Source organism: Pedobacter rhizosphaerae, assembly GCF_900111155.1.
Classification (GTDB): domain Bacteria; phylum Bacteroidota; class Bacteroidia; order Sphingobacteriales; family Sphingobacteriaceae; genus Pedobacter; species Pedobacter rhizosphaerae.
Genome location: NZ_FOGG01000053.1, coordinates 1 through 23843 on the forward strand (window position 1 = coordinate 1; position 23843 = coordinate 23843).

Sequence of the window (23843 nt, forward strand, 5' to 3'; positions counted from 1 at the left end):
TATTAAAGCCAATAGTGAAGTAGGGAAAATGCAATTCCTCTCCGGAAGGAAAAGGATTTAACCATACAAGCCACAGAAGAAATATCAGCACTAGCTACATCCTTCCAAAGCCGGAATAGCATACTACTCCATTAACCACCCCTTGCCCCTCCTAAATTAGGAGGGAGCCGGTCTGTGTTTAGGATAGAGATAGCCTTGTAGGTTTGTTCGGCGCTATACCCAAAACGTTCATCTCCCCCAACCCTCGCCCAAGCACGGAAACTACTAGGTCGTAGCGAGACGCTACAACTTGAATGAGGGTGGCTACTCCTATCACATTAAGATTCCCTCCTACGAGGGAATGACGGTAACCGAGGGGATTGTGCATCATGCTAACTTCCGTTCAAATATAACCGCCCTTTCCTAAGCACGCCCCCGGCCTAGCAGCATTTCGCCGGATAGGACATCAATGGGTTACGAGTTGCGAGCTGTGGGTTACGAGTCTGGGCGCATAGCCACGCAGAGTTTTTCACCCATAACACGTAACTCACAACCTATAACACAAATATTGCCGCCATCAGCATTCGAATGGTCATAGCCAAGAAAGGATGCAAGCCTTGGCTTTATTCATTAGTATTTATTGTTTTTAATGGCATTCATGAGCTCGCTAGGGCTCGGTTTGGGAACCTTTTTGCCAAGAAAAAGGTACGAGCCCTTCCGGCGGTGAGGAAAAATGAAATTATTAAGTTGTAGCGAGACACTAGAGCTGGAAAAGTAATACGTAATAATTCTTACCATATAAGAAAACATAAGTGTAGCTTATTTAACCTCATCCTATTAAAGCCAATAGTGAAGTAGGGAAAATGCAATTCCTCTCCGGAAGGAAAAGGATTTAACCATACAAGCCACAGAAGAAATATCAGCACTAGCAACATCCTTCCAAAGCCGGAATAGCATACTAGTATATTAACCACCCCTGGCCCCTCCTAAATTAGGAGGGGAGCCGGTCTGTGCTTAGGATAGAGATAGCCTTGTAGGTTTGTTCATCGCTATACCCAAAACGTTTACCTCCCCCAACCCTCGCCCAAGCACGGAAACTACTACGTCGTATCGAGACGCTACAACTTCAAAAACACCTTAAAACCCTACAGCCGCAGGCTGCTTATTCTTCAAATTAATCACCGTCCTGCTAATTACAGGTTGCAAGGCAATCAATAAAATACTAATCAAACACAACAATGCAATAAGCTCATAATAACTCACACAGAACTCGAGAAAGGTTTGTTTTTGCACCGCTTTATTCAATAAACCCACCGCAGCCTTTCCTGCCACGTCAACAGGCAAACCCCTACTGCTTAAAGCACCCTGATACAGCTGCAAACGCGATGAGAGATTCAAATCAAGAGTCGACAAATGGTTTCGCAGTTCATCACCATGCTTTCCTTTAAAATAAAGCTGATAAAAATTAATAAAAGCCAGACTTAAACTAAAAGTAGAAAAACGTACAAAAATACCAACAGAAGCGGCAGACTGACTTAATTTCTCTGGCACAGACGACATAATAAACATCACAATCGGCGACATCACCATTCCGGCGCCTAAGCCTTGCAAGAACAAGGGTAAATAGAAATGCGAAGTTCCTGCTTCACTGGCAAAAAGCCGACACATCCACAAGAAGAATACCAGTAGCAATGTAAATCCGCTTACCCACAACAACCTTAAGTGCTTGGACCTGATTAAAAACCGAATAGCCACCAATGAGCCACACACTACCCCAAAAATATTAAACAACATTACTTCATTCGCATGCAAGGAATCCATCCCTAAAACATTAATAAAATAAGAAGTGGTTAGTGTAAATGCACCTCTAATCGGATAAAGGATAACCAGAAAAACAATTCCAATACCAAAATTTCGGGATTTAAAGACTTGAAGATTAACCGCAGGCCTTTTTAAGGTAAGCTGTCTGGCTAAGGAAACGAGAAACAGAAACAGTATAGCTATAATGGAATAACGAATAGAAGCATCTTCCAGCCAATCCTTTTGTTGCCCGTAAACCAACACATAAGCAATAAACACCAGCATGGTGCCGAAAAGCGCAAAACTAAGCCAATCCATTTTATACAACGGCATTCTTCTCACTGCGTGTACCCTGTTCATTACCCCGAACAATAATAATGCACTGGGCAGAAAGCAAAATATAATGGCTTTGTACAAAGTATTGTACTCGTAGTTTTCTACCAAAGGGACAGAAAACAGCGCCGTAATAGGAGAAACACACAAAATCATTCCGTAAAAAATGGTATAACCTGTTTCTTTAGCATGTTCAGTTTTCAATCGGCTAAAAAGCAGATTTAAGGAAATGCTGGTTAAACCACAATTTACAATTCCCTGTAAAAAACGAAGCGTAAACACCAGCCACAACTCGCGGGTATGATAGCACCAATAAGCAATGGCAATTTCGAGCAAAATACAGATGATAAGATAATCTTTTGTGACTACACGAGCGAAAAAACGTCTTTCTACTACCGCAAAACTAGCAACAGCGGCATAAAACATCAACAACGAAAATTGAACATCAGAGGGTTCCGCACCGTAATACCCGGCAGCTGCGGCACCATCAGCGGTAGACAGGGCAAACAACAGCACAGAAGAAAGTAATACCCCAAAAATGCTGACCATAATCAACCATTCGGGCACCTTACTTTTAAATATCGTCAGTTTCTTAGTCATTTTTTTTCACCTTAACAATGGCACTCATCCCTGCATTCAACTTCTCAAAATCAACTTGTTGCGCAGCTAAACGAATCCGTACAGGAATACGTTGTGCAATCTTTACAAAATTTCCGGTCGAATTATCAGGAGGCAATAAAGAGAACCTGGATCCTGTTGCTCCAGAAAGCGACTCAATTTTTCCGGTAAAGCTTACATTTGGAAAAGCATCTATTTCTACACTTACCTCTTCCCCAACATGCATCCTGGCAATTTGAGTTTCTTTGAAGTTCGCAACAACCCATTTCCCCTGACTTCTATCTACAATATAGGCCAGAGTTTGGCCATTTTGAACCAATTGACCAGGCTGTATCGTTCTACGCCCCATCTTCCCATCATAAGGCGCTAAAATTACCGTATAAGAAGTATTGAGGTTATTGCGTTTAACCACCGCCTGCCTTCTTTTAATTTCCGATTGCAACACATCACTTTGGGCCTTGATATCATTGGTTTTAGAAAGTGCAGCGGCATAATCTTCTTTTGCCGCCTGGTATTCTGCCTGCGCAACCTGCAATAAACTTTCTATGGTTTCTAATTGCTGACGGGTAGCCGACTCGGCATCATAAAGCTTTTTATATCGATCGTATTCTGCCTGTTGCTTCCACAATTTGGCTTTAGCCGATGCGATTTTAGCCGACGAAACGGCTGCTCCTGCCTGGGCAGTCCTAATGTTGCTTTGCTGTACCGCAACCTGCGCCTCTGCATTCAGTAACGATGCCGCAGCCTCATCTTGTTGTACGGTATAATCGTCATCATCAATCAACACCAAAGTATCGCCTTTTTTTACTTCCTGATTTTCTTCAAACCTTACCTCTTTCACATAGCCACTTACCCTGGCCGTAACCGGATTAATATACTCATCTATCTGTGCATCGTTGGTTTCTTCATATTTCATATAACTGAGAACGGTTTTCCCGCCCCATACCAATAACACCACCAATACAATTAATGCCGTTATTGTAGTAATCCGGCTAATGGCCTGATCTGTCTTGCTTTGTTTATGAGTACTCATTTTTATAGATTTCCTGTGGTTTTTAATAATTGATAGTATTGAATCTTCGCATTCACCTTCGCTGTAGTCAATTCAAATTTCGATTGTAGCAACTGTGTTTCCGCATCCAGCAAATCGGTTAGTAACGATAGCTGATTGAAGTAGGTATTCTGTACAATGCGATAGCTTTCGGTAGCCTGTTTAATATTTTCTTCTGCCAGGCCAATTCTTTGTACCGACTCTTTATACCGGATGTAATTTTCCTTTACCTGCTGCCTTACCTGGTCCTTCACCTCTTCATCTTCCACTTCCTGCTGTTTCAGCTTAATGGCAGCTTCTTTCACCTTATGCTGATTGGTGTACCAGGAAGAAATCGGAATTTTCAGTTTTAATCCGGCCATCCCGTTACTGTAAAGAGAAAGTGCATAAGGGTAAAACTGGATTTGGGGGTACGCATACATGTACTCTGCAAAAAATCCAAGCGTTGGAAGAACATTTGCCTTTACTGTTTTAAGCTTAAGCTTGCTTAACTCCTGTTCCTTCTCCGAAACCTGCATCTGATAAGAAGAAGAATTGGCTTCCAGTACATAATCCTCAATCTGTTTTAGGGCTACAATATCGGTTTCACTTTCTCCTATCTGCGGTACAAGCGCTGCGTCATCCTCTCTCCCGATAAGGATATTTAGTTTCTGCTTCGCTATTTTAATGCTGTTTTCAATCTCCGTTAACAACATTCTTTGTTTAGATAAGCGGAGTTCTGCTCTTAAAACATCACTCTTTAAAATGGTCCCGTTTTTATAAAGCTGATTAATCTCAGCCAGTTGCTTTTCGCGCTCTTTAATATCTTGCTGCAGCAAAGACTGATAGGAAAGATTGCGGTAAACATCATAAAAATATACCGCTGCCACGTAATGTATTTCCTGCTGCTGTTGTCCTTTTTTTAGGCTACTCAGGGCCGATTCCGTTTTAGAAGCCGCAATCTCCGTATTGGTTTTACCGCCGTTGTATAAATTCAAATAAGCATCGGCCCCAACTTTGTAATATTTAGAAACTACAGGAAATTGTGCTGGCGTATGAAATAATCCATTCTCATAAATAGGTAATGGAAAAACATGTGCCAATGTACCTTCCGCAGCCAATTCGGGTAAACGCTCGGCCTTACTCACTTTAACATGAGCATCACTGGCCTCTACCTGTAATTGCTGAATCTGATTCTTCTTATTATTGCTGTCTGCCATCATCCAGATTTGATTGATGGTTAGTTTTTGATCATTCAGCACACCCTGTGCATCACTTAAAAAGGGAGATAAAAGAAGGGGAATGCACCACCCAAACATTCTTTTTATCGTTTCGAAATTCATATCTGTTAATTAATAATGCAAATTTCGACAGAGATTTGTTTCTTTGTTTTATCTAAATCGACAGATATTTATTCAAACCAGCCAAATGATTAAAGTTAGCAACGAAGACCTTTTATTTGCAATAGACGAAAACCCAGATACCATGTATGTTTGGCACAGCAGATTTGAAGATCGCTTTCAGGATCACACACACTTAAAAGGACAACTTACTTATGTTGAAGGAGGTGTAATATTTCTATACACCAAAGAGAAATCTTATTTCCTTCCCGCCAGGCATTACGTATGGATTCCTGCAGGTGTAGAGCATCATTTGCAACATCGCTTTCATGCGGCTATAGTGAGAAACATTTATTTTGATACCCTTACTGATGATGAAAACCCATTTTATAAGCAGATAGGAATCTACCCGGTGAATAATTTGTTGCTGGAAATGTTTTTGTTTTCAGAGCGCTGGAATGGCAATATCAATAGAAAAACCAAGGAATACGACTTCCTCAATACCTTAAAAAACATCCTTCCCATTGTAAGTCAGCACCCCTTGCCTATTGCCTTGCCCACAACAGAAAACGAACGTTTAAGACCTGTGTTGCGCCACATTGTAGAAAATTTATCTAACGATATGATGAGTTTAGAAAGTGTTGGCAAGGCAACCAGCTTTAGTACCAGAACCTTATCCCGCTTATTCCAGTCAGCATTGAATGTATCTTTCTTTCAGTATTTAAAATTGGCCAGAATGATCAAAGCCATGGAAAAACTACTGGAAAGCGATACTACTATCAGCGAAATCGCTTATTCGGTGGGCTACAACAGTATATCTTCCTTTAGTAACACTTTTTTTAAAATGGTAGGAAAGCGTCCATCAGAGTTTAAGGAGCTGAAACAATCCTCTTTAACAAGCCTCAATTTAGTTTAGGCCAAAATACCCACAGCTGTAAACTTCTCAAAAACAGCTGCTGTATGTGGGGCATCAGCAAGCTCATCTGTCAAATCCTGCCCCGCCCAGTGCTCATAATGCTTTCCATTTCGCCACAAGCGGCTTTCCGATACATCGTAAATGAAGCCCTTAAAAGCTACCCAAATCTGGGGTTTATCCTGCCCATTGCGTAAAGCCAGCTGTTGTTTCGTATAAACGGGAAGATCCATTATTTAACAGCCCTGCCTTTAAACCACTCGTAAAGAAATACGTTCATTAACAATAAGCTCATTAAATAAAAATGATCTTCAAAAGGGATAGTTCCTACACGCATACCTAAAATTTCCTTATCGCTATAAATAACTACAGGAATGGCAGTTAAAAATCCGTTCACAACATAAAACGGAATTAAGGATACCAGATAGGCCCTGTAAAATTTATACATAAACCTGAATTCCACATTTACGTACTCCACATACATGAGCACCAAAAACAAGAATCCAAAATTAATGAGTGTATACCAACGGCTATAGCCAAAAAACAGAATGGCAATGCATAACCCTAAAAATAAATTACTTAAGGCCAGGCTGTACTTCTGCAGTGTATTAGCAGGAAAATAAGCGTTCAGGCACTCATAAATAAAAATGCAGGCATAGGGAACAGTCAAAAAGAACAGGATTTCTTCAATGGGCAAACCTGCCAATTTAAAGCCTGTAATATAATCTGGATTAAACGACCATACATTTAGCTTAACGAAGAGTAAATCCCAGATTAAAAATACAATACCTGTAAGCAGAATGGCCGGGAGCACAAACTTCCATTTTCCAAAAAAGTGCACTTTCTTATCAAAAGATAAAACCAAAGGGAAAAAGATAACGGCAAGGTTAATCAGCAGGTAGATATAGTTCATTTAATAGTATTTTTTTAGCACCTTGATCTCATCTGGCGTGCAGCGTTTGCTATCCACCATAAACTTGGCTACGTTTTTCACCAAGGCTTCATCAGCGAGGCCAAAGTTATGATTTTGATAGTGTTTTACAATCTCCTTTCTATCTACCTCCAAATCTTTACTAAAACCCAGAAAAGAAGGTGTAAAATGTTCTATAGAAAAACGCATAAACCTAATTTCCATATTCTCCTTATCCATTCCGATAGCTTTCTTCATGGTTTTAAGCGACCTGCTCACAAACTTGATCTTGTTATAAGGATTCCAGGAGTGCTTGGCCTTCAGGGCTTCCAGAGTGCCTGTATAACCCGTTATTAATGCCGTTTTATTGGGGAGCTTATCCAGCTTCTTAAAGAGCGAATCAGTAAGTTTGGCATTTTCTACCGCTTTAACCATATCGCTCTTTAACACAGCAATCTCTTTAGTTGAAAGCTGAGCCTGAGCAAGGTTGAAAACCAAAAGAAAAGAAAGTAATAGAAGTATTTTGAATTTATCCATGTTTAAGCACAAAGGTAGCAAACCTGAGGCCAAATCTTTTAAGAGATCCTTTTATAAGTCCTATGGTAAATCCGTCCTGCTGAACTTGTTTACAGCATCTTTCTAGATGATCTTAATTAAAAGGCCCTGAAACAAGTTCAGGGTGACGACCGTGCCAAGGGTATATCTTAAGAGATCCTGCCAGAAATCTCATCATAAATCCCGTCATTAGTCCTATAATAAATCCGTCCTGCTGAACTTATTTCAGCATCTTTCTAGATGATATTAACAAAGACCCTGAAACAAGTTCAGGGTGACGACCGTGCCAGGGAGTATCTTAAGAGATCCGGCCAGAAATCTCATCATAAACCCCATCATTAGCCCCATCATAAATCCGTCCTGCTGAACTTGTTCCAGCATCTTTCTAGGCAATCTTAATAAAGGCCCTGAAACAAGTTCAGGGTGACGACCGTGCTAGAAGATATCTTGAAAGATTCCGTCATAAATCCCTTCGTAAATGCCATCATAAATCCCGTCGTAAATCCGTCCTGCTGAACTTGTTTCAGCATCTTTCTAGATAATCTTAATTAAAAGACCCTGAAACAAATCTGGGTGACGTAAGTGCTAGTGAATCTTTCCCTGCCAACTCCTCCACAAAACCTTAATAAAACCAAAACAATCTCCCATAATTTTCCTTTATTTAGCACAATGGATAAAAAGCAAAAAATCTTAGTGATAGGTGCGGGCTTTGCTGGCCTTTCTGCAGCAGCTATACTCGCAAAAGAAGGCTACGAAGTAACAGTGATCGAAAAAAATGAAATGGCTGGTGGAAGAGCAAGAACATGGGAAAAAGACGGCTTTACTTTCGACATGGGACCAAGCTGGTACTGGATGCCCGATGTATTCGAGAATTTTTATCAGCTTTTTAACCACACCACCTCCGATTTCTACGAACTTAAAAGATTAAGTCCTTCTTACAGAATTTATTTTGGCAAAGCTGATACACTCGATGTTCCTGCCACTACAACGGCTTTATATGAACTGTTCGAAAACTTAGAACCTGGAAGTAGCAAAAATCTAACTTCCTTTCTAAAACAAGCCAAATACAAATATGATGTAGGCATGAACGAATACGTTTTTAAGCCTTCGCACAGTGTGATAGAATATTTCGACCCTAGATTAGCCATTAGCGGAATTAAACTTCAACTGCTGGGCAACATGCGCAAGCACGTTCACCAGCTATTTAAAAATGAAAAACTGAGGAAGCTTTTGGAGTTTCCGGTATTGTTTTTAGGAGCTACACCTCAAAATACGCCCGCACTGTACAGCTTAATGAACTATGCAGATTTAATTTTAGGCACCTGGTACCCCATGGGAGGCATGCATAAAATTGTATCAGCCATGCAAACCATTGCCGAAAAGCAAGGGGTAAAGTTTATTTTCAATACTGAAGTTTCCAAAATTAAAGTAACCGATAAAACGGCAGAAGAAGTACTTACCAACCAGGGCAATTTTAAAGCAGATTTCATTATTGGCAATGCAGATTATCACCATATAGACCAGCAGCTTTTAGAAAAGCCCTACCGCAACTATAGTGAAGAGTATTGGAACAAACGCACAATGGCTCCTTCGTGTTTATTGTTTTATATCGGACTCGATAAAAAACTAGACAACGTTCTTCACCACAATCTTTTCTTTGATCAGGATTTTGACCAACATGCCAAAGAGATTTACAGTGAGGCGCAATGGCCAAGCCAACCGCTATTTTATGCTTGCTGCCCTTCAGTAACCGATGCAAGTGTGGCGCCAGAAGGCTGCGAAAACCTTTTCTTTCTTATTCCGCTTGCACCAGGCTTAACGGACAGTGAAGCTGAGCGCGAAAAATATTTCAATGTCCTGTGCAAACGATTTGCAGATTTAACGGGCAATAACATTAAAGACAACATCCTGTTTAAGAGAAGTTACGCAATGGACGATTTTGTTTCGGATTATCACGCTTACAAAGGCAACGCTTATGGTTTAGCAAACACTTTAAAACAAACTGCTTTTCTTAAACCGAGCATAAAGTCTATTGTAACAAATTTTTTATATACAGGTCAATTAACCGTCCCAGGCCCCGGAGTGCCACCTGCAATCATCTCTGGACAAGTCGTAGCAAAAGAAACAATAAAAAAGTTAAATAAAAGTTAAAAAAAAGCTTGACAAATTTAAAATTTCGCTTATCTTTATAACCACAAAACAAAAACACTGTAATTAATCCTTTAAACAGATAATTAGCTAAGGTTTTAATTTGTTTCGAAATTAGAGAGAAGGAATATTGTTGAAATAAAAAATAAGAATCAACTAACCAAATATATGATAAGCAAAAAGGCCTGGAATTTCCGGGCCTTTTGCTTTTATCAGCTTTTTTCTTACTTCAGTGCTCTTTTTAAAATAAAAAAGGCCTGAACAAAAATCCAGACCTTCAGTTTTATAGAAAGATATATCTTAATTTACGTCGGCAGTTACTACATCTTTCGAATACGTTTTCAAGTATTTTTTAAGAATGCCTCTTGCCACGTGAATACGTGTTTTTACAGTACCGATAGGAATCTCAAGCATATCTGCAATTTCATGGTATTTATAACCTTCAAAATAACGGATAAACGGAACATAATATTCTTCAGGTAATTGCTCCAGCGCTTTGTTAATATCGCCAAGCACAAATTTACTTTCAGCCTGATTTTTTGTTGCACTAAAAGACAGATTAGCTGAAGAAATATCTTCGCTCTGTGTAATTAGGGTATTGGTTTTTACTAAACGACGGTAGTTATTAATGAATGTATTTTTCATTATTGTAAACAGCCATCCTTTTAGGTTAGTACCTTCTTTAAATTTATTGTAGTAAGTAATTGCCTTCAGCATCGTATCCTGTACCAGATCATTTGCATCTTCAGCATCTTTAGTAAAGTTTAAAGCGTAGGATCTCAGTGATACGGAGTGGTGGTTAACCAGATGGTTGAATTCAAATTTTGTCATGATGTTTAGCTTTAGGGTAAGATTTTAAAATAACAAATGATATTATTACTTATTCATACTTATCCTAAACAAACTTAGTACCAAAAAAAACTGGCACGAGTTCAAAGTGCAGAATACACTTTTAAACCTGTTTTGGTCACAGAATATTTACTTCGCGCTCCAGAGTGACTCCAAAAGTAGACTTTACACTGTCTATAATCTGTGCAGAAAAGTCGAAAACTTCCTTGCCACTGGCACCTCCATGATTAACCAGAACCAAAGCCTGATTTTTCCAGGTACCAGTATTCCCTACAACCTTACCTTTCCAACCGCATTGCTCAATGAGCCAACCTGCAGCAAGCTTAACCTTACCATCACCTGTAGGGTAATGCACCATATCGGGATGTTTAGCCACAATATCTGCAAACTCATATTTTTCTATCACCGGATTCTTAAAAAAGCTTCCTGCATTTCCAATAGTAACGGGATCTGGAAGTTTACTTACGCGGATATGCGATACCGCAGCAGATACATCTGCAATATTGGGATTTGCAATTCCTCTTTTTTCAAGTTCAGCTTCAATTGCTCCGTAAGAGGTATTGATCTCCGCCTCAGCCGACAAACGAAAGGTTACGGCAGTAATAATATACTGTCCTTTTAGTTCATTCTTAAAAATGCTTTCCCGATATCCAAAATGACAATCGGCATAAGAAAAGGTTTTAATCAAACCTGTACCCATTTCAAAGGCAGTACAAGATTCGAAGACATCTTTAAGCTCAACACCATAAGCCCCAATATTCTGAATGGGTGATGCGCCAACCGTACCCGGGATAAGGCTTAGGTTTTCTACTCCTGCATAATGATGGGTTACGCAATACGTTACAAAATCATTCCACACCTCTCCTGCCCCGGCAGTAACCAATATTTTTTCAGTACCTGCATTTACACTAATGCCTTTGATGCTAATTTTGATCACAAGTCCGTTAAAATCTTCGGTAAACAAAACATTGCTACCACCACCGATAACTAAAATCTTTTGGGTTCTCACCAACTCGTGCTGAAAGAGGGCTTTTAAATCGGCTTCTTCTAATATTTCGGCAAAAAAACGCGCCTGAACAGCTATACCAAAAGAATTATAAGGTTGTAGCGAAATATTTTCCTGAATCTGAAGCATATGGATTTTGTGTTATGCTGCAAAAGTAAGAAATAAGTATTGGTTGAGGAAGTTGTGTTACTCAGGAATGGGTATTCCTATCGTAGAGAGGTACCAAGCTGATATAACCAGAAAAGAATGGAGTACAATTGCAAGTTATAAATAAAGTGCAAACTTATTGATCAGAAAGCTCATCCACCTGTTTTTTTAGCAAGTGATATAAATTATTACCATAACCTTTGGTTATCCAGTTTATTTTACCTTGCTTGTCAATTAATAAAAATGTAGGAAATGCATCAATTTGATAGGCTCCCAATAAATCATCGCCATTACTATTATAACCAGCATCCTTAACAGTGATATGATTCCAAAGGCCGGTACCATCTTCCTCAATAACCTGATTCCACAGTTTTTTATCTCCATCACCAGATATACTGATAATCTCCACATCTTTATTTTTGAATTCCTTGTAAAATTTAATCACCTGCGGACTAGATTGCCTGCATGGCACGCACCAGGTCCCCCAGAAATCCAACAACACCACCTTTCTTCCTTTAAAAGAATCAAGACCAATTGATTTACCGGAGCGCGCTTGTGCAATAAAATTCTGTGCTGAAGCACCCACTTCCACCTGATATCTTCGCGACAGGGTTTTGAAGATTGCCCTGCCCCACATACTTACTTTCACCTGGCTGGAAAAGCTTTTATAATATCCTGATAATGAATCTTTAGGAAGGTTCATTAGGGTAGCCAATAAATAGGGAGACACAAATGAATTTGGGTGGGAGATAATGAACTTGCGCGCACCATCTTTAAGTTGTGCATAATAAGCCCTTCTTTTTTCCATTAATATGCCTGATGCCTTGTTATTTTCGACGCTCGATGAATTACCGGAACCCGCCAAAGTGACTTTATTGATTTGTGCATTAATCATATTGAAACTATCTGGAAAACCTATCGATGTATAAAATTTATGCAACTCATCCTGCGTAACAGAGCCCTTAACTTTTGCCTTTAGAAATTCGTTTTCCTTCAGCTCTAATCTAATCTTGCCCGGTTCAAGAAATAATGATAGGGTATTGGGATCATCAATTAATCTGGTTTTTACATTGCCATATAACTTTGCAAATGTTGGCTGGGTAATCAAACCGGAGAACATAAATTCACCGTTCTTTACCAGACTTGAATCTGACTTCCATACGTTATTCGAATCATCATAACTCAATTTCATTTTTAGGCCTTCAGATCCCTCGATACTTCCATAAATTATAAACTGACCAGGCACAGGCTCCTGCCCAAACAAGGCATTAAAAACGAATGCAAGCAACATCATTAAAAAACTATTTTTCATAACAGCGGCAGTGGGTTAAGCAGGTAGAATAAAAATAGGATTTTAAATTAAAATTACCCGGCCAAGGCATATACTCTTTTCCAGTTGCGCTTTTTCTAGTTGAAGCGTCTCGCTATGACTTATTGGTGTTATAGGTTGTGAGTTACGTGTTATGGGTGAAAAATCAGCGTGGGTATGCGCCTAGACTCATAACCCACAGCCCGCAACTCGTAACCCATTGATGCTGCTAGGCCGGGGTGTGCTTGGGCGAGGGCTGGACGTTTCGAATATGGTATAGAGACTAAACCTACAATGGTACTATCTATCCTAACCGCAGGCCAGTTCGCCTCCTAATTTAGGAGGGGCAAGGGGTGGTTAATTGTATTTCACTTGGTCATTCGTCATTGGTTCACTTGGCAAGAGGCAGAAACCACCCCCGCTACAGTACAGGCCTCCGCACCCCCTCCTTGAAAAAAGGCGGGGAGTTGCATGGTGCATAGCCTGACTTGGTGGCCAATCTATATTCTTATCAATAGTCCTTCATTCTATCGCAGGAGGGAATCTTAATGCAATAGGTTTGGCCAACCAGCTTTTCCACCTAACTAGGCCAAACCACTGTTTCTACGTTTCGCTAGGATCGGCCTAATAAAGTTTTCGGGATGCAATGACCAAGCCAACATACTGACTTTAGAAGAAAACGGCGTAGCCCTCATGAATACCATCAAATACAATAAACACTAATGAATAATTTTTAAACCGACACTTTTGTTTCTTTTGGGGTCAAAAGAAAGAAGCCCGTCCGGCCAGGACATGAGAGATTCTTTTTTTGGCGTAGCGTCTCCAATGCTATTAACTTAAGGAGAAAACTAAAATGGATTGTCATCCTGAGCCTGTCGAAGGGCAATCTATTTTAGTTTTCTCCTTATTAGGAAGGTCTTCGACAGGCTCAGACAGGATAGGGTTTAGCTTAACTTAATAGCATTGGTAGCGTCTCGCTATGACTTATTGGTGTTATAGGTTGTGAGTTACGTGTTATGAGTGAAAAACTCAGCGTGAGTATTCGCCCAGACTCATACCCCACAGCCCGCAACTCGTAACCTATTGATACTACTAGGCCGGGGTGTGCTTGGGCGAGAGCTGCGAGGGGTGGACGTTTCGAATATGTGTAGAGACTAAACCTACAATGGTACTATCTATCCTAACCGCAGGCCAGCTCCCCTCCTAATTTAGGAGGGGCAAGGGGTGGTTAATTGTATTTCACTTGGTCATTCGTCATTGGTTCACTAGGCAAGAGGCAGAAACCACCCCCGCTACAGCACAGGCCTCCACACCCCCTCCTTGAAAAAAGGCGGGGAGTTGCATGGTGCATAGCCTGACATGGTGGCTAATCTATATTCTTATCAATAGTCCGTCATTCTATCGCAGGAGGGAAACTTATTGCATTATAAAGGATATATTCTGATAGCCCCACAATCGCCTTACTCTACAATCTTAGTAATCTCTTTATCAAAGTTAAAACTCAGGACCTCAGATTTTACACCTTCAACTTTTACACCTGATAATTTCCAGCCCACAAACTGGGGTTTCGTTTTGGCTAGCTCCAGCAAACGATATCGTTCTTTAGTTAAAGCGGCGCTAATTAAGCCTACACTGTCCGACTCTCGCTGACTAAAATGTTCAATTTCAGTTTCCAGAACTGCAAGGGTAGAATCCAACGCATTACCTTTCGTTATACTATCCGCATAAGCTTTGGGCGATATATTATAAAGGCTATCCAGATTTGCCTGCTCAAAATCAAGCTTCTGATCTCCCTTTTCATACTTGGATTCAACAATGGCTATTGCCCGATCTTTGTCAGATTTCTTGCCGCAGGAACAAAAAAATAATACTACTATTAACATTAAGGATATACTTTTATTCATATGATGAACTTGCTTTAACCACATTCTTCTTTACAAACAACAATCCAAAGGCCTTCCCATTTTCCTTACCCTGATTTTTGTGGTGAATTTTATGCGCCTTTCTAATTAAACTCAGATAGGCATTTTTAGTTTTAAAGGCCCTGATGCGCTGGTGAACAAACCAATCGTGAATAACAAAATAGATGAGGCCATATAAGGTAATCCCCAAACCAATGAAAAACCGAAAACCAAAATCAAAGCGATCAATAAACATCAGGTAAAGGGAGAGCGCGGCAAACAAAATCGCAAAAACATCATTCCATTCTAAGAAGCTATTGTGGCGTTCATGATGGCTTTTATGGATGAACCAAAGTGGCCCGTGGAAGAGATATTTGTGTATAAACCAGGACATACATTCCATCAAAATAACAGTAAAAACTACAGTAATAAGATTAATCAACAATGACATAAGGATTGTTTTTGCTTTTGTAAATATATAAAAACCAATGAGAAAGCTTTTTATTGTCATTAAAAAGTCATTATCTAGACTGAATTAAGTAGAGCCGTACAACAAACAGATTTTTAGCACTATTTTTGACTAAAATATTAAAAAAGTCAGAAAGTAGAAAAGTAAAATGATTGTAGCCGATAAAAAAAGAGAACAGATTATTGATGGCGCTATAAAACGCTTTATCCATTTTGGTATTAATAAAACGACCATGAATGATATTGCGGAAGATTTATCCGTATCAAAGCCCTCTCTTTATTATTATTTCCCTGATAAGAAAAGCTTAATTATTGGAGTAATAGAAAAAGTGTTTTCAGATTATTTCGTGTTGTTGAAGAAAAAGTACAATCCAAACCAAAGTTTAGAGCAAATTTTATTCAACACCATTGATGTTAGAAATACTTTTTTTCAGAAATATTATATGCTAAAAATCTCCGAAGGCATTCCAGACCTCTTAAACGATGAAGCGATGAAAAGCAAATTACAATTGCTAAAAGGCGAGGAAAAGACATTTTATGCAGAGATTTTTAGTCAGGCACAAACCAAAGGAGAAATAAAACATGAAAGCATGACCCACGTTGCCGAACTCTACCTGGAGAGCTTAATGGGACTCACCACGATGTGCATTATGGAAACTGGCAAAGACATTTCTCCTGATAAAAAAGCATTGAATAAGATGTCGCAAAAGCAAAAAGACCTTTCTACCATTTTTGCCAAAGGGCTTAAGTGTTAAAAAATTAAAATTGGATAAAGTAAAATCATATATCCATCGTCTTCACCAATAGCGTTCAATCAAACAGACAAAAACCCGAAAACAAAATCATACATTATGCACAGAGTAAAAATGGTAAAATTAATGCTCGTATACCTTATAGGCATCGCTTTACCGCAGTTTGTTGTTGCCCAACAGCAACTAACTTTAAAAGAAGCGCTTACTTATGCGCTACAAAACAACAATAAAGTTCGCAAATCGAAACTGGATATAGAAGGCGGAAGATACAAGGTACAGGAAGTTAGGGCACAAGCTTTACCACAAATTACCGGAACTACAGGCTTAACTTATAATCCAATCATTGGCCAACAGGTAGTAGACTTTGGCGGACAGCTGCAAACCTTAAAGTTTGGCCAGAAGTGGAATTCAAATGCTGGCGTTCAACTTTCGCAACAATTATTCAACCAGCAGGTATTTACCGGCTTACAGGCTGCAAAATCTAGCGAAGAGTATTACAACCTTACTTCTCAGTACACAGAAGAACAGATTATTGAGCTGGTTGCCAACAACTATTATCAGGTATTGGTTAACAGACAGCAATTAAATGTAATCGACACCAACATTAAAAATGTGAAGGTAGTAGAGAAGATTGTGAGCAATCAATTCAAAAATGGCTTAGCCAGAAAAATTGATGTAGATCGGATCACGGTAAATTTAACTAACCTGAACACGCAACGCGAACAAATTATTAACGCCATTACCCAATTGGAAAATCAATTGAAATTTGCCATGGGCATGTCGGTTACTACTCCTATTAGTTTACCTGCTACAGAATTAACTGAGGTAAGTCAGCTTCCTGAGTTCAGAGATTCGTTAGATTTTGCCAATAGAACAGAGATTAAGTTATTAGACAACCAGGATAAGCTGCTTTCATTACAAAGAAAAGCTTATGTTGCGGAGTATTACCCTACCCTATCTTTAACGGGCAATTATACTTACTCCAGCCAAAGCAATGGTTTCGATTTCTTAAATTCTAACAGTACGGCAATCGGCTTTGGATCATCGGCCGTAGGCTTAACTTTAAGGGTGCCTATTTTCAATGGCTTTTTAACGCGTTCTAAAATCCGCCAGGCCGATGTAGAGATTAGAAAAGCGAAAGAAGACAGAAAAGAATCGACCAACTCGCTTAACCTGGCCTATGAAAATGCGAAAATTCAACTGAGCAATAATATGAATACCATTAAGGCTCAACGTAAAAATGCACAATTGGCGGATGAGATTTACAGAAGTACACAGAATAACTACAATAACGGCTTAGCTTCTTTAACCGATTTACTGGAAACAGAAAACTCCCTTACCGAAGCCCAAAACAGCTACACTCAGGCTTTATTAAATTATAAAATAGCCGAAATACAATTAATTAAATCAAACGGAAATATTAAATCGCTAGTAAAATAGATATGGGATAATCGGGCTATTATCAGCCCGTTTAGCATAACATTAAAACAATAAAACTGATGAAAAGAGTAATTACTATAATTATTGTAGTTGTTGTTGCCCTTGGCGCAATTGCTTTTGTATTAAGCAACAATAAGAAGAAAAACGAAGAAAAAACGGCCTTCATCGCCAAAGGTGGTGGCGCGGTAGCTGTTCGTATTGCACCGGTAGAGAGAAAAGTAGTGGATCTGGATTTCAGTGCTAACGGAAATTTCATCCCTAAGCAGGAGCTTAACTTCCTTTCTGAAAATGCTGGACGTATTACAGCTATTTATGTGGATGAGGGTGCACGTGTAAGTAAAGGTCAGGTATTGGCTCGCTTAGATGCAGAAATCATTAATACCGACAGAGAAACTGCTGAAGCTTCTTATCAAAATGCATTAAGAGATGAAGCCAGATACCAAAGCTCTTACCAAACTGGTGGTGTAACGCAACAACAGTTAGATCAGGCTAAATTAGCAACCAGAAATGCAAAATTACGCCTACAGGCTTCTCAACGCAGATTGAGCGATGCCAACATCAAGTCGCCAATTAACGGTATTGTAAACAAAAGATATATTGAAGTTGGTGCATTTGTTACTGCGCAAGGCACACAGTTATTCGAACTGGTTGACGTTTCTAAACTGAAACTGAAAGTGAATGTAAATGAATCGCAGGTGGCCAATTTAAAAATCGGTGATCAGATTGAAATCAAATCATCTGTTTTCCCAACTGATAAGTTTTCGGGCAAAATAACCTTCATTGCACCTAAGGCCGATGCAACGTTAAACTTTCCAATCGAAATTGAAGTAGAAAACAACAAAAAGAACACTTTAAAAGCTGGTATGTACGGAACTGCAGTATTCAACTTCCCTAACCAGGCACCAAGCATTTTGGTACCCCGTACTTCATTTGTGGGTAGCGTGAGCAGCAATCAGGTTTTCGTTTTGGATAAATCAAACAATACTTCTAAAATCAGAAATGTAGTAACTGGCCGTATTTTAGGCGATAACGTTGAAATTTTAGAGGGATTAAAAGAAGGTGAAACCGTAATTACCAGCGGTCAAATCAACTTGCTTGATGGAACAGCAGTTAGTGTTGTAAAATAAATAATTGTTTGCCAGCAGTTTGCTTTTATCGAGCTGCTTTACATGCAAAACTAAAAAAGAATGAAAATTACTGACATATCTATAAAAAGGCCTTCGCTGGTAATTGTGGTGTTTACCGCCCTTACCTTGCTTGGGCTACTGAGTTACTTTTCGTTAGGTTATGAGCTTTTACCCAAATTCTCTAACAACGTAGTATCTATTTCTACTATTTATCCCGGAGCCTCACCAAATGAGGTAGAAAACACGGTAACCAAAAAAATTGAGGATGCCGTATCTTCTATGGAGAACATCAAAAAGATCAACGCAGTATCTTTTGAAAGTTTATCTACCGTAACCATCACTTTAACAGATAAAGCTAATATCGATATCTCCCTAAATGATGCTCAACGTAAGGTAAATGCCATACTAGCCGATTTACCTGAGGATGTGAAAACGCCTTCATTGAGTAAATTCTCGCTGGATGATTTACCGGTAATCACCATGACTGCTTCGGCAAATATGGATGATGTAAGTTTTTATGATTTAATTGATCAGCGTATTGCTCCCGTAATTTCGAGGGTAAGCGGTATTGCCCAGGTGAATTTAGTAGGTGGTTCTGAACGTGAAATCCAGGTTTCGCTGGATGCAGATAAACTTCAGGGCTATAACCTTGCCGTGCCTCAGGTACAACAAATGATTTTAAGTTCTAACCTGGATTTCCCTACTGGAAGTGTTAAAACTCAAAATCAGGATGTATTGATCCGTTTATCGGGTAAATACAGATCTATTGAAGAGTTAAGAAACTTAGTACTCACTACCACAAAGGATGGCGCGCAAATTCGTTTAGGCGATGTTGCCGACGTTCAGGATTCTAAAAAAGAAACCGAAAAATTAGCCCGTATCAATCGTCAGGCCTCTATTGCCATTCAGGTAATTAAACAAAGTGATGCAAATGCGGTAGAAGTGAGTGAAGGTGTACACGCCATTATTGCCAAACTGAAAACAGAATATGCGGCTAACAAACTGGATATTAATATTGTTAACGACAGTTCTATCTTCACCCTTGAATCTGCTGATGCGGTAATCCACGATTTAATTTTAGCGGTAATCCTGGTGGCATTCGTAATGTTGTTCTTCTTGCACAGTTTACGTAATGCATTAATTGTAATGGTGTCTATTCCGGCATCCTTAATTGCAACCTTTATCGGGATCAGCTTGTTTGGCTTTACCTTAAACTTAATGTCACTATTGGGTCTGTCACTCGTGGTAGGTATCCTGGTGGATGATGCGATTGTGGTATTGGAAAATATTCAGCGCCACATGGAGATGGGTAAAAATAAGGTTAGAGCAGCATCTGATGCTACCCGTGAAATCGGTTTTACCGTAGTTTCCATCACCTTCGTAATTGTGGTGGTATTCTTCCCTATTGCCGTAAGTTCTGGATTGGTTTCTAACATCTTACGTCAGTTTTGTGTGGTGGTAATTATAGCTACATTGCTATCCTTACTGGCTTCGTTTACCATTGTACCGCTATTATTTTCGAGATATGGTAAATTAGAGCACATCACCGGCAAAAATATGTTCGGCCGTTTTATCTTGTGGTTCGAAAAACAATTGAAGAAATTCACCAATTGGATTACAGGTATCTTAAGCTGGTCGTTAAACCACAAGGCATTAACATTAATTATCGTTTTTGTGATGTTCTTAGGGTCTTGCGGACTACTGGGTGCAGGTTTTATTGGTAATGAGTTCTTCCCTAAATCTGATAAGGGAGAGTTCCTGGTACAAATCGAACTTCCTAAAGATGCGCCATTAGAGCAAACCAACTTCTTTACGCAAAGAGCAGAGGCATTTTTAGATAAACAACCAGAAATTGTACAGTTAATTACTACTGTTGGACAAGCGAGTGGTGACTTTGGTGGTACGCAGGCAACGGCATACAAATCGGAGATTAACGTAAAATTAGTGGAGCGCGATCAGCGTGAAGGCGTTTCTTCAGACGTATTCGCTACAAAAATGAGTCGTGCCCTGGCTAAAGAATTGGTTGGAGCCAAAGTAAAGACAGTTCCAATCAGTATTTTAGGTATTGCAGAGAATGCGCCAATTAGTTTGGTGGTAATGGGCTCTAACTTAGATAGTGCCTTAAAGTATGCACAAGGTGCTCAAAAAGTACTGGCTACTATACCGGGAGCTACCGAGATTAAACTTTCTGTAGAAAAAGGTACACCAGAAATTAATGTTCAGGTAGACAGAGATAAAATGTCGGCTGTAGGCCTAACACTTTCTACTGTAGGTTCTACCATGCAAACGGCCTTTGCCGGAAATACGGATGGTAAGTACAGAAAAGGTGAATACGAGTACGATATCAACATCCAGTATCAGGATTTCAACAGAAAAAACATCGATGATGTAAGGAATCTGATATTTGTAAACGATAAAGGTGCACAAATCAAATTGTCGCAATTCGCATCCATTACTGAAGGTTCAGGACCAAGTCAGTTAGAGCGTTTGAATAAATCTACCTCTGTTTCTGTCCAGGCACAATCTATTGGTCGTCCTACAGGAACGATCGTTGCCGAATTCCAGGCTAAATTGGAAGAGTTCCAAAAGAATGGTAAGCTTAAAACACCAATTGGTGTAAGTTATACCTGGGCTGGAGATCAGGAAAACCAAAGCGAAGGTTTTGGTACCCTGGGAATTGCATTACTTGCCGCTATTATCCTCGTATACCTGATCATGGTTGCGTTATATGATAGTTTTGTGTATCCACTGGTAGTAATGTTCTCGTTACCACTGGCGCTTATTGGAGCCTTGCTGGCATTGGCCTTAACCAACAACTCTATCGGTATCTTTACCATCTTAGGCTTGATTATGTTAATGGGTCTGGTAGCGAAAAACGCGATTATCCTGGTGGATTTTACCAACCACTTAAAAGCTGAGGGTAAGGAAACCAAAGAGGCACTTGTGTTGGCTAACCATGCCCGTTTGCGCCCAATTTTGATGACTACCATCGCCATGGTATTTGGTATGCTTCCTATTGCATTGGCCAGTGGTGCAGGTGCAGAGTGGAAAAACGGTTTGGCATGGGTAATTGTTGGTGGATTAACCAGTTCATTATTCTTAACCTTAATTGTTGTACCGGTAGTATATTTAATCTTCGATAGAATGTTAGATCGCTTTGGCTTTAACAAAAAAGGAAAAACCATTGATGAATTAATCGCAGAGCCCTACGATCACAAAGATGTGAATGAGTGGGAAATGGATCACTAAAAACATCCTTAAAAAATAACAATCAAAGAGGCTTCCGCAAGGGAGCCTTTTTTAGTTTGATTACTTTCCTGCGAAAAGCAGTGCACTAAGATATTTGCCACGGAAACACTGAAAGCACGGAAGTGTAGAGTTCTTTGTTTGCATAAATAATAAGGAGCCGTAATGCCAAAACATTAATAAAAAGATGTAAAGGAAAGACGTCCATTTACATACAATCCCTATCTAAAATTTTCGTCCTTGCGAGGAACGAAGCAATCTTATCGATACTTCTTCCAGCGAAGCCTTTAAATGCCTATAGAAAAAGTAGCTGTTCCCAAAACCCAATACATTACAGACAGTATACAAATGGCCAATCCTCTATTTACAAACCGCAGCAATTTATACCCAAAAGAAAATTCATTTTGTATTTTAGGCCAATATTGAACCCGAAAGTCATCCCAAGATCTGAAAAGATAGATATTCTGGTACGCAAACAATTCAATAATCAATTTGTATATTTTAAATGTTTAAGTTTATCCTTATTGTTTTGAGCTGCTTTTGCTATCAAACACTCTTTGCGCAGCATCCGCCTGTTTTCGCTGCCATGACCAGTGATTCTTCGCTAATTAAAATCTACGACCTCGATGTACAACTTGTAAAATACAGCTACAAACCTAATGGAGTAAGGTTTTTGGTGGTGCATGATAATGAAGATACTGGCGTAAAAGCGGGTTTTGATTATATCCGATGGTACGGTGGGGAATTGGTAGATAGTCAATATGGAAGTGTAAGAGACTATTATTTCAGTTATATGGACGATCATTACCGGATAGATCCCAATGCCATTTATACACAGGTAGGAGTAAATACAAGACTAAAAAAGGCGGCATTCAGTTCTAATGAAGTAGAGAATACCATTTTAAATGCAGGAAAGCAAATTGTAGATTTTTACGATCCTAAATCGCTGGGTTACATTTTAACCTTGCACAATAATGCAGATGGTGGTTTCGGAATCTCTTCTTACTTACCAGGATATGATCTTTCCAGCACAGCTGATTCGGTTTACATCAACTTTCAAATGGATGGAGACGATCTTGTTTATGTAACTGAGCCAAGATTATTTTCCAGCTTGAAGAAAGCTAATGTTAACGTGATCTTACAATCAAAATTTGCCTCTAACGATGGCTCTCTCTCCGTTTATGCCATGCAGAATAACATTCCCTACATTAATGTGGAAGTACAACACGGCCATATGGATGAGCACTTTAGATTGATAGAATTGGCGGTAGCGGCCTTGAAAGAACATGGATTGATTAAAAAGGAGTAGGTAGTTTTTAATAGTAAAACAAAGGGGAAATTTCCATCGCATTAAGATTCCCTCCTGCTAGGGAATTAAGGTAACGGAGGGGATTTGTGCATCATACTAACTTCCGTTCAAACATAATTATCCTTTCCTAAGCACGCCTCCGGCATAGCAGCATTTCGCAGGATAGGACATCAATGGGTTACGAGTTGCGAGCTGTGGGTTACGAGTCTGGGCGCATAACCACGCTGAGTTTTTTCGACCCATAACACGTAACTCACAACCTATAACACAAATATTACCGCTAATGGCATTCGGATGCTTCTAGCCAAGAAAGGATGCAAGCCTTGATTTTTGGTTACCTTTTTATCAAGTGGCCGTTGCACAACATTAACTAATCATCCCAACCTTTTATGTCTCTGGTTCATTTGTTTTCAGTTTGATTATTTATTAAAGGTGTACTATGGAAATAAATTGGTATTTACATACATCCAAAGTATTTAATACGCGTAAATAAATTTTCTCTACACTATTGCTTATGTTTTTTGCCAAAACGGCTTTAGCCACATACTTAAGCTGGTTTTTACGTACTGTAAACCTTAATAGTTTTTTAAGATTGTAAGCGACTGCTGCCATTATCATACATTTATTTGCTTGTATGAGTCCCTTTGTATTTATTCGTTTCAT

The 23843-nt window shown here is 39.4% G+C and carries 19 protein-coding genes; 7 read left to right on the top strand and 12 right to left on the bottom strand.

Annotated features, from left to right (window positions below):
* Positions 1–1116 precede the first annotated feature (1116 nt).
* Genes BMX11_RS22805 through BMX11_RS22815 form a run of 3 tightly spaced genes read right to left on the bottom strand, consistent with a single transcriptional unit; the run spans position 1117 to position 5103 of the window.
* Entirely contained in the window at positions 1117–2712 is a 1596-nt protein-coding gene (locus BMX11_RS22805) for an MFS transporter (protein ID WP_090889483.1), read from the bottom strand.
* Positions 2705–3763: an HlyD family secretion protein gene (locus BMX11_RS22810; protein ID WP_090889485.1), complete on the bottom strand. Its 1059-nt coding sequence runs from the start codon at positions 3761–3763 to the stop codon at positions 2705–2707. The genes BMX11_RS22805 and BMX11_RS22810 overlap by 8 nt, the downstream gene beginning before the upstream one ends.
* 2 nt (positions 3764–3765) lie before the next feature.
* Complete coding sequence (locus BMX11_RS22815) at positions 3766–5103, bottom strand: TolC family protein (RefSeq protein ID WP_090889488.1); 1338 nt, start codon at positions 5101–5103, stop codon at positions 3766–3768.
* An 85-nt stretch (positions 5104–5188) separates the two neighbouring features.
* Here BMX11_RS22815 and BMX11_RS22820 point away from each other — a divergent pair, with 85 nt between their 5' ends.
* Positions 5189–6016, top strand: coding sequence for a helix-turn-helix domain-containing protein (locus BMX11_RS22820; protein WP_090889491.1), 828 nt, complete (start codon positions 5189–5191; stop codon positions 6014–6016).
* Here BMX11_RS22820 and BMX11_RS22825 read toward each other — a convergent pair.
* The 3 genes from BMX11_RS22825 to BMX11_RS22835 are packed head-to-tail and all read right to left on the bottom strand — an operon-like array spanning position 6013 to position 7460.
* Positions 6013–6246 carry a cytochrome b5 domain-containing protein gene (locus BMX11_RS22825; protein WP_090889494.1) on the bottom strand — a complete coding sequence of 78 codons (234 nt, stop codon included), beginning with the start codon at positions 6244–6246 and terminating at the stop codon, positions 6013–6015. The two genes, BMX11_RS22820 and BMX11_RS22825, sit on opposite strands and share 4 nt — an antisense overlap.
* Positions 6246–6926 (bottom strand): lycopene cyclase domain-containing protein, encoded by a 681-nt coding sequence (locus BMX11_RS22830; RefSeq protein WP_090889497.1) that lies wholly within the window; start codon positions 6924–6926, stop codon positions 6246–6248. The genes BMX11_RS22825 and BMX11_RS22830 overlap by 1 nt, the downstream gene beginning before the upstream one ends.
* Entirely contained in the window at positions 6927–7460 is a 534-nt protein-coding gene (locus BMX11_RS22835) for a hypothetical protein (protein WP_090889499.1), read from the bottom strand.
* 687 nt (positions 7461–8147) lie between these two features.
* Between BMX11_RS22835 and BMX11_RS22840 the strand changes: the two genes are divergently transcribed.
* Positions 8148–9629 carry a phytoene desaturase family protein gene (locus BMX11_RS22840; RefSeq protein ID WP_090889502.1) on the top strand — a complete coding sequence of 494 codons (1482 nt, stop codon included), beginning with the start codon at positions 8148–8150 and terminating at the stop codon, positions 9627–9629.
* Positions 9630–9926: 297 nt separating this feature from the next.
* Here the strand turns inward: BMX11_RS22840 and BMX11_RS22845 are convergent, their stop codons facing one another.
* From BMX11_RS22845 to BMX11_RS22865, 5 genes are all read right to left on the bottom strand, one after another.
* Entirely contained in the window at positions 9927–10457 is a 531-nt protein-coding gene (locus BMX11_RS22845; protein WP_090889505.1) for an RNA polymerase sigma factor, read from the bottom strand.
* 136 nt (positions 10458–10593) lie between these two features.
* Positions 10594–11610 (bottom strand): UDP-N-acetylmuramate dehydrogenase, encoded by a 1017-nt coding sequence (gene murB / locus BMX11_RS22850; protein WP_090889508.1) that lies wholly within the window; start codon positions 11608–11610, stop codon positions 10594–10596.
* Positions 11611–11764: 154 nt separating this feature from the next.
* Entirely contained in the window at positions 11765–12940 is a 1176-nt protein-coding gene (locus BMX11_RS22855) for a TlpA disulfide reductase family protein (protein WP_090889510.1), read from the bottom strand.
* Positions 12941–14397: 1457 nt separating this feature from the next.
* Positions 14398–14820 (bottom strand): hypothetical protein, encoded by a 423-nt coding sequence (locus BMX11_RS22860; protein WP_139180254.1) that lies wholly within the window; start codon positions 14818–14820, stop codon positions 14398–14400.
* Between the two features lie 13 nt (positions 14821–14833).
* A complete protein-coding gene (locus BMX11_RS22865) occupies positions 14834–15349 on the bottom strand; it encodes a sterol desaturase family protein (RefSeq protein ID WP_262502429.1) in 516 nt (171 codons plus the stop codon).
* Positions 15350–15455: 106 nt separating this feature from the next.
* On the opposite strand from BMX11_RS22865, the gene BMX11_RS22870 reads away from it, so the two are divergent.
* The 5 genes from BMX11_RS22870 to BMX11_RS22890 all read left to right on the top strand — a co-directional run bounded on the left by BMX11_RS22870 (position 15456) and on the right by BMX11_RS22890 (position 23180).
* Positions 15456–16061: a TetR/AcrR family transcriptional regulator gene (locus BMX11_RS22870; RefSeq protein WP_090889519.1), complete on the top strand. Its 606-nt coding sequence runs from the start codon at positions 15456–15458 to the stop codon at positions 16059–16061.
* Between the two features lie 96 nt (positions 16062–16157).
* Positions 16158–17498: a TolC family protein gene (locus BMX11_RS22875; RefSeq protein WP_090889523.1), complete on the top strand. Its 1341-nt coding sequence runs from the start codon at positions 16158–16160 to the stop codon at positions 17496–17498.
* Positions 17499–17557: 59 nt separating this feature from the next.
* The gene (locus tag BMX11_RS22880; RefSeq protein WP_090889526.1) at positions 17558–18625 is read left to right on the top strand and encodes an efflux RND transporter periplasmic adaptor subunit; all 1068 of its coding nucleotides are present in this window, start codon (positions 17558–17560) and stop codon (positions 18623–18625) included.
* 60 nt (positions 18626–18685) lie between these two features.
* Positions 18686–21874 carry an efflux RND transporter permease subunit gene (locus BMX11_RS22885; RefSeq protein WP_090889529.1) on the top strand — a complete coding sequence of 1063 codons (3189 nt, stop codon included), beginning with the start codon at positions 18686–18688 and terminating at the stop codon, positions 21872–21874.
* A gap of 502 nt (positions 21875–22376) precedes the next feature.
* Complete coding sequence (locus BMX11_RS22890; protein ID WP_090889532.1) at positions 22377–23180, top strand: hypothetical protein; 804 nt, start codon at positions 22377–22379, stop codon at positions 23178–23180.
* A gap of 426 nt (positions 23181–23606) precedes the next feature.
* Here the strand turns inward: BMX11_RS22890 and BMX11_RS22895 are convergent.
* On the bottom strand, positions 23607–23843 hold a 237-nt coding region (locus tag BMX11_RS22895; protein WP_090889534.1), incomplete at its 5' end, for a hypothetical protein.

Bases quoted from the DNA above. Each gene is read 5' to 3' on its own strand.
- BMX11_RS22805 (WP_090889483.1), bottom strand. From the start codon at position 2,712: ATGACTAAGAAACTGACGATATTTAAAAGTAAGGTGCCCGAATGGTTG.
- BMX11_RS22810 (WP_090889485.1), bottom strand. From the start codon at position 3,763: ATGAGTACTCATAAACAAAGCAAGACAGATCAGGCCATTAGCCGGATT.
- BMX11_RS22815 (WP_090889488.1), bottom strand. From the start codon at position 5,103: ATGAATTTCGAAACGATAAAAAGAATGTTTGGGTGGTGCATTCCCCTT.
- BMX11_RS22820 (WP_090889491.1), top strand. From the start codon at position 5,189: ATGATTAAAGTTAGCAACGAAGACCTTTTATTTGCAATAGACGAAAAC.
- BMX11_RS22825 (WP_090889494.1), bottom strand. From the start codon at position 6,246: ATGGATCTTCCCGTTTATACGAAACAACAGCTGGCTTTACGCAATGGG.
- BMX11_RS22830 (WP_090889497.1), bottom strand. From the start codon at position 6,926: ATGAACTATATCTACCTGCTGATTAACCTTGCCGTTATCTTTTTCCCT.
- BMX11_RS22835 (WP_090889499.1), bottom strand. From the start codon at position 7,460: ATGGATAAATTCAAAATACTTCTATTACTTTCTTTTCTTTTGGTTTTC.
- BMX11_RS22840 (WP_090889502.1), top strand. From the start codon at position 8,148: ATGGATAAAAAGCAAAAAATCTTAGTGATAGGTGCGGGCTTTGCTGGC.
- BMX11_RS22845 (WP_090889505.1), bottom strand. From the start codon at position 10,457: ATGACAAAATTTGAATTCAACCATCTGGTTAACCACCACTCCGTATCA.
- murB (WP_090889508.1), bottom strand. From the start codon at position 11,610: ATGCTTCAGATTCAGGAAAATATTTCGCTACAACCTTATAATTCTTTT.
- BMX11_RS22855 (WP_090889510.1), bottom strand. From the start codon at position 12,940: ATGAAAAATAGTTTTTTAATGATGTTGCTTGCATTCGTTTTTAATGCC.
- BMX11_RS22860 (WP_139180254.1), bottom strand. From the start codon at position 14,820: ATGTTAATAGTAGTATTATTTTTTTGTTCCTGCGGCAAGAAATCTGAC.
- BMX11_RS22865 (WP_262502429.1), bottom strand. From the start codon at position 15,349: ATGACAATAAAAAGCTTTCTCATTGGTTTTTATATATTTACAAAAGCA.
- BMX11_RS22870 (WP_090889519.1), top strand. From the start codon at position 15,456: ATGATTGTAGCCGATAAAAAAAGAGAACAGATTATTGATGGCGCTATA.
- BMX11_RS22875 (WP_090889523.1), top strand. From the start codon at position 16,158: ATGCACAGAGTAAAAATGGTAAAATTAATGCTCGTATACCTTATAGGC.
- BMX11_RS22880 (WP_090889526.1), top strand. From the start codon at position 17,558: ATGAAAAGAGTAATTACTATAATTATTGTAGTTGTTGTTGCCCTTGGC.
- BMX11_RS22885 (WP_090889529.1), top strand. From the start codon at position 18,686: ATGAAAATTACTGACATATCTATAAAAAGGCCTTCGCTGGTAATTGTG.
- BMX11_RS22890 (WP_090889532.1), top strand. From the start codon at position 22,377: ATGTTTAAGTTTATCCTTATTGTTTTGAGCTGCTTTTGCTATCAAACA.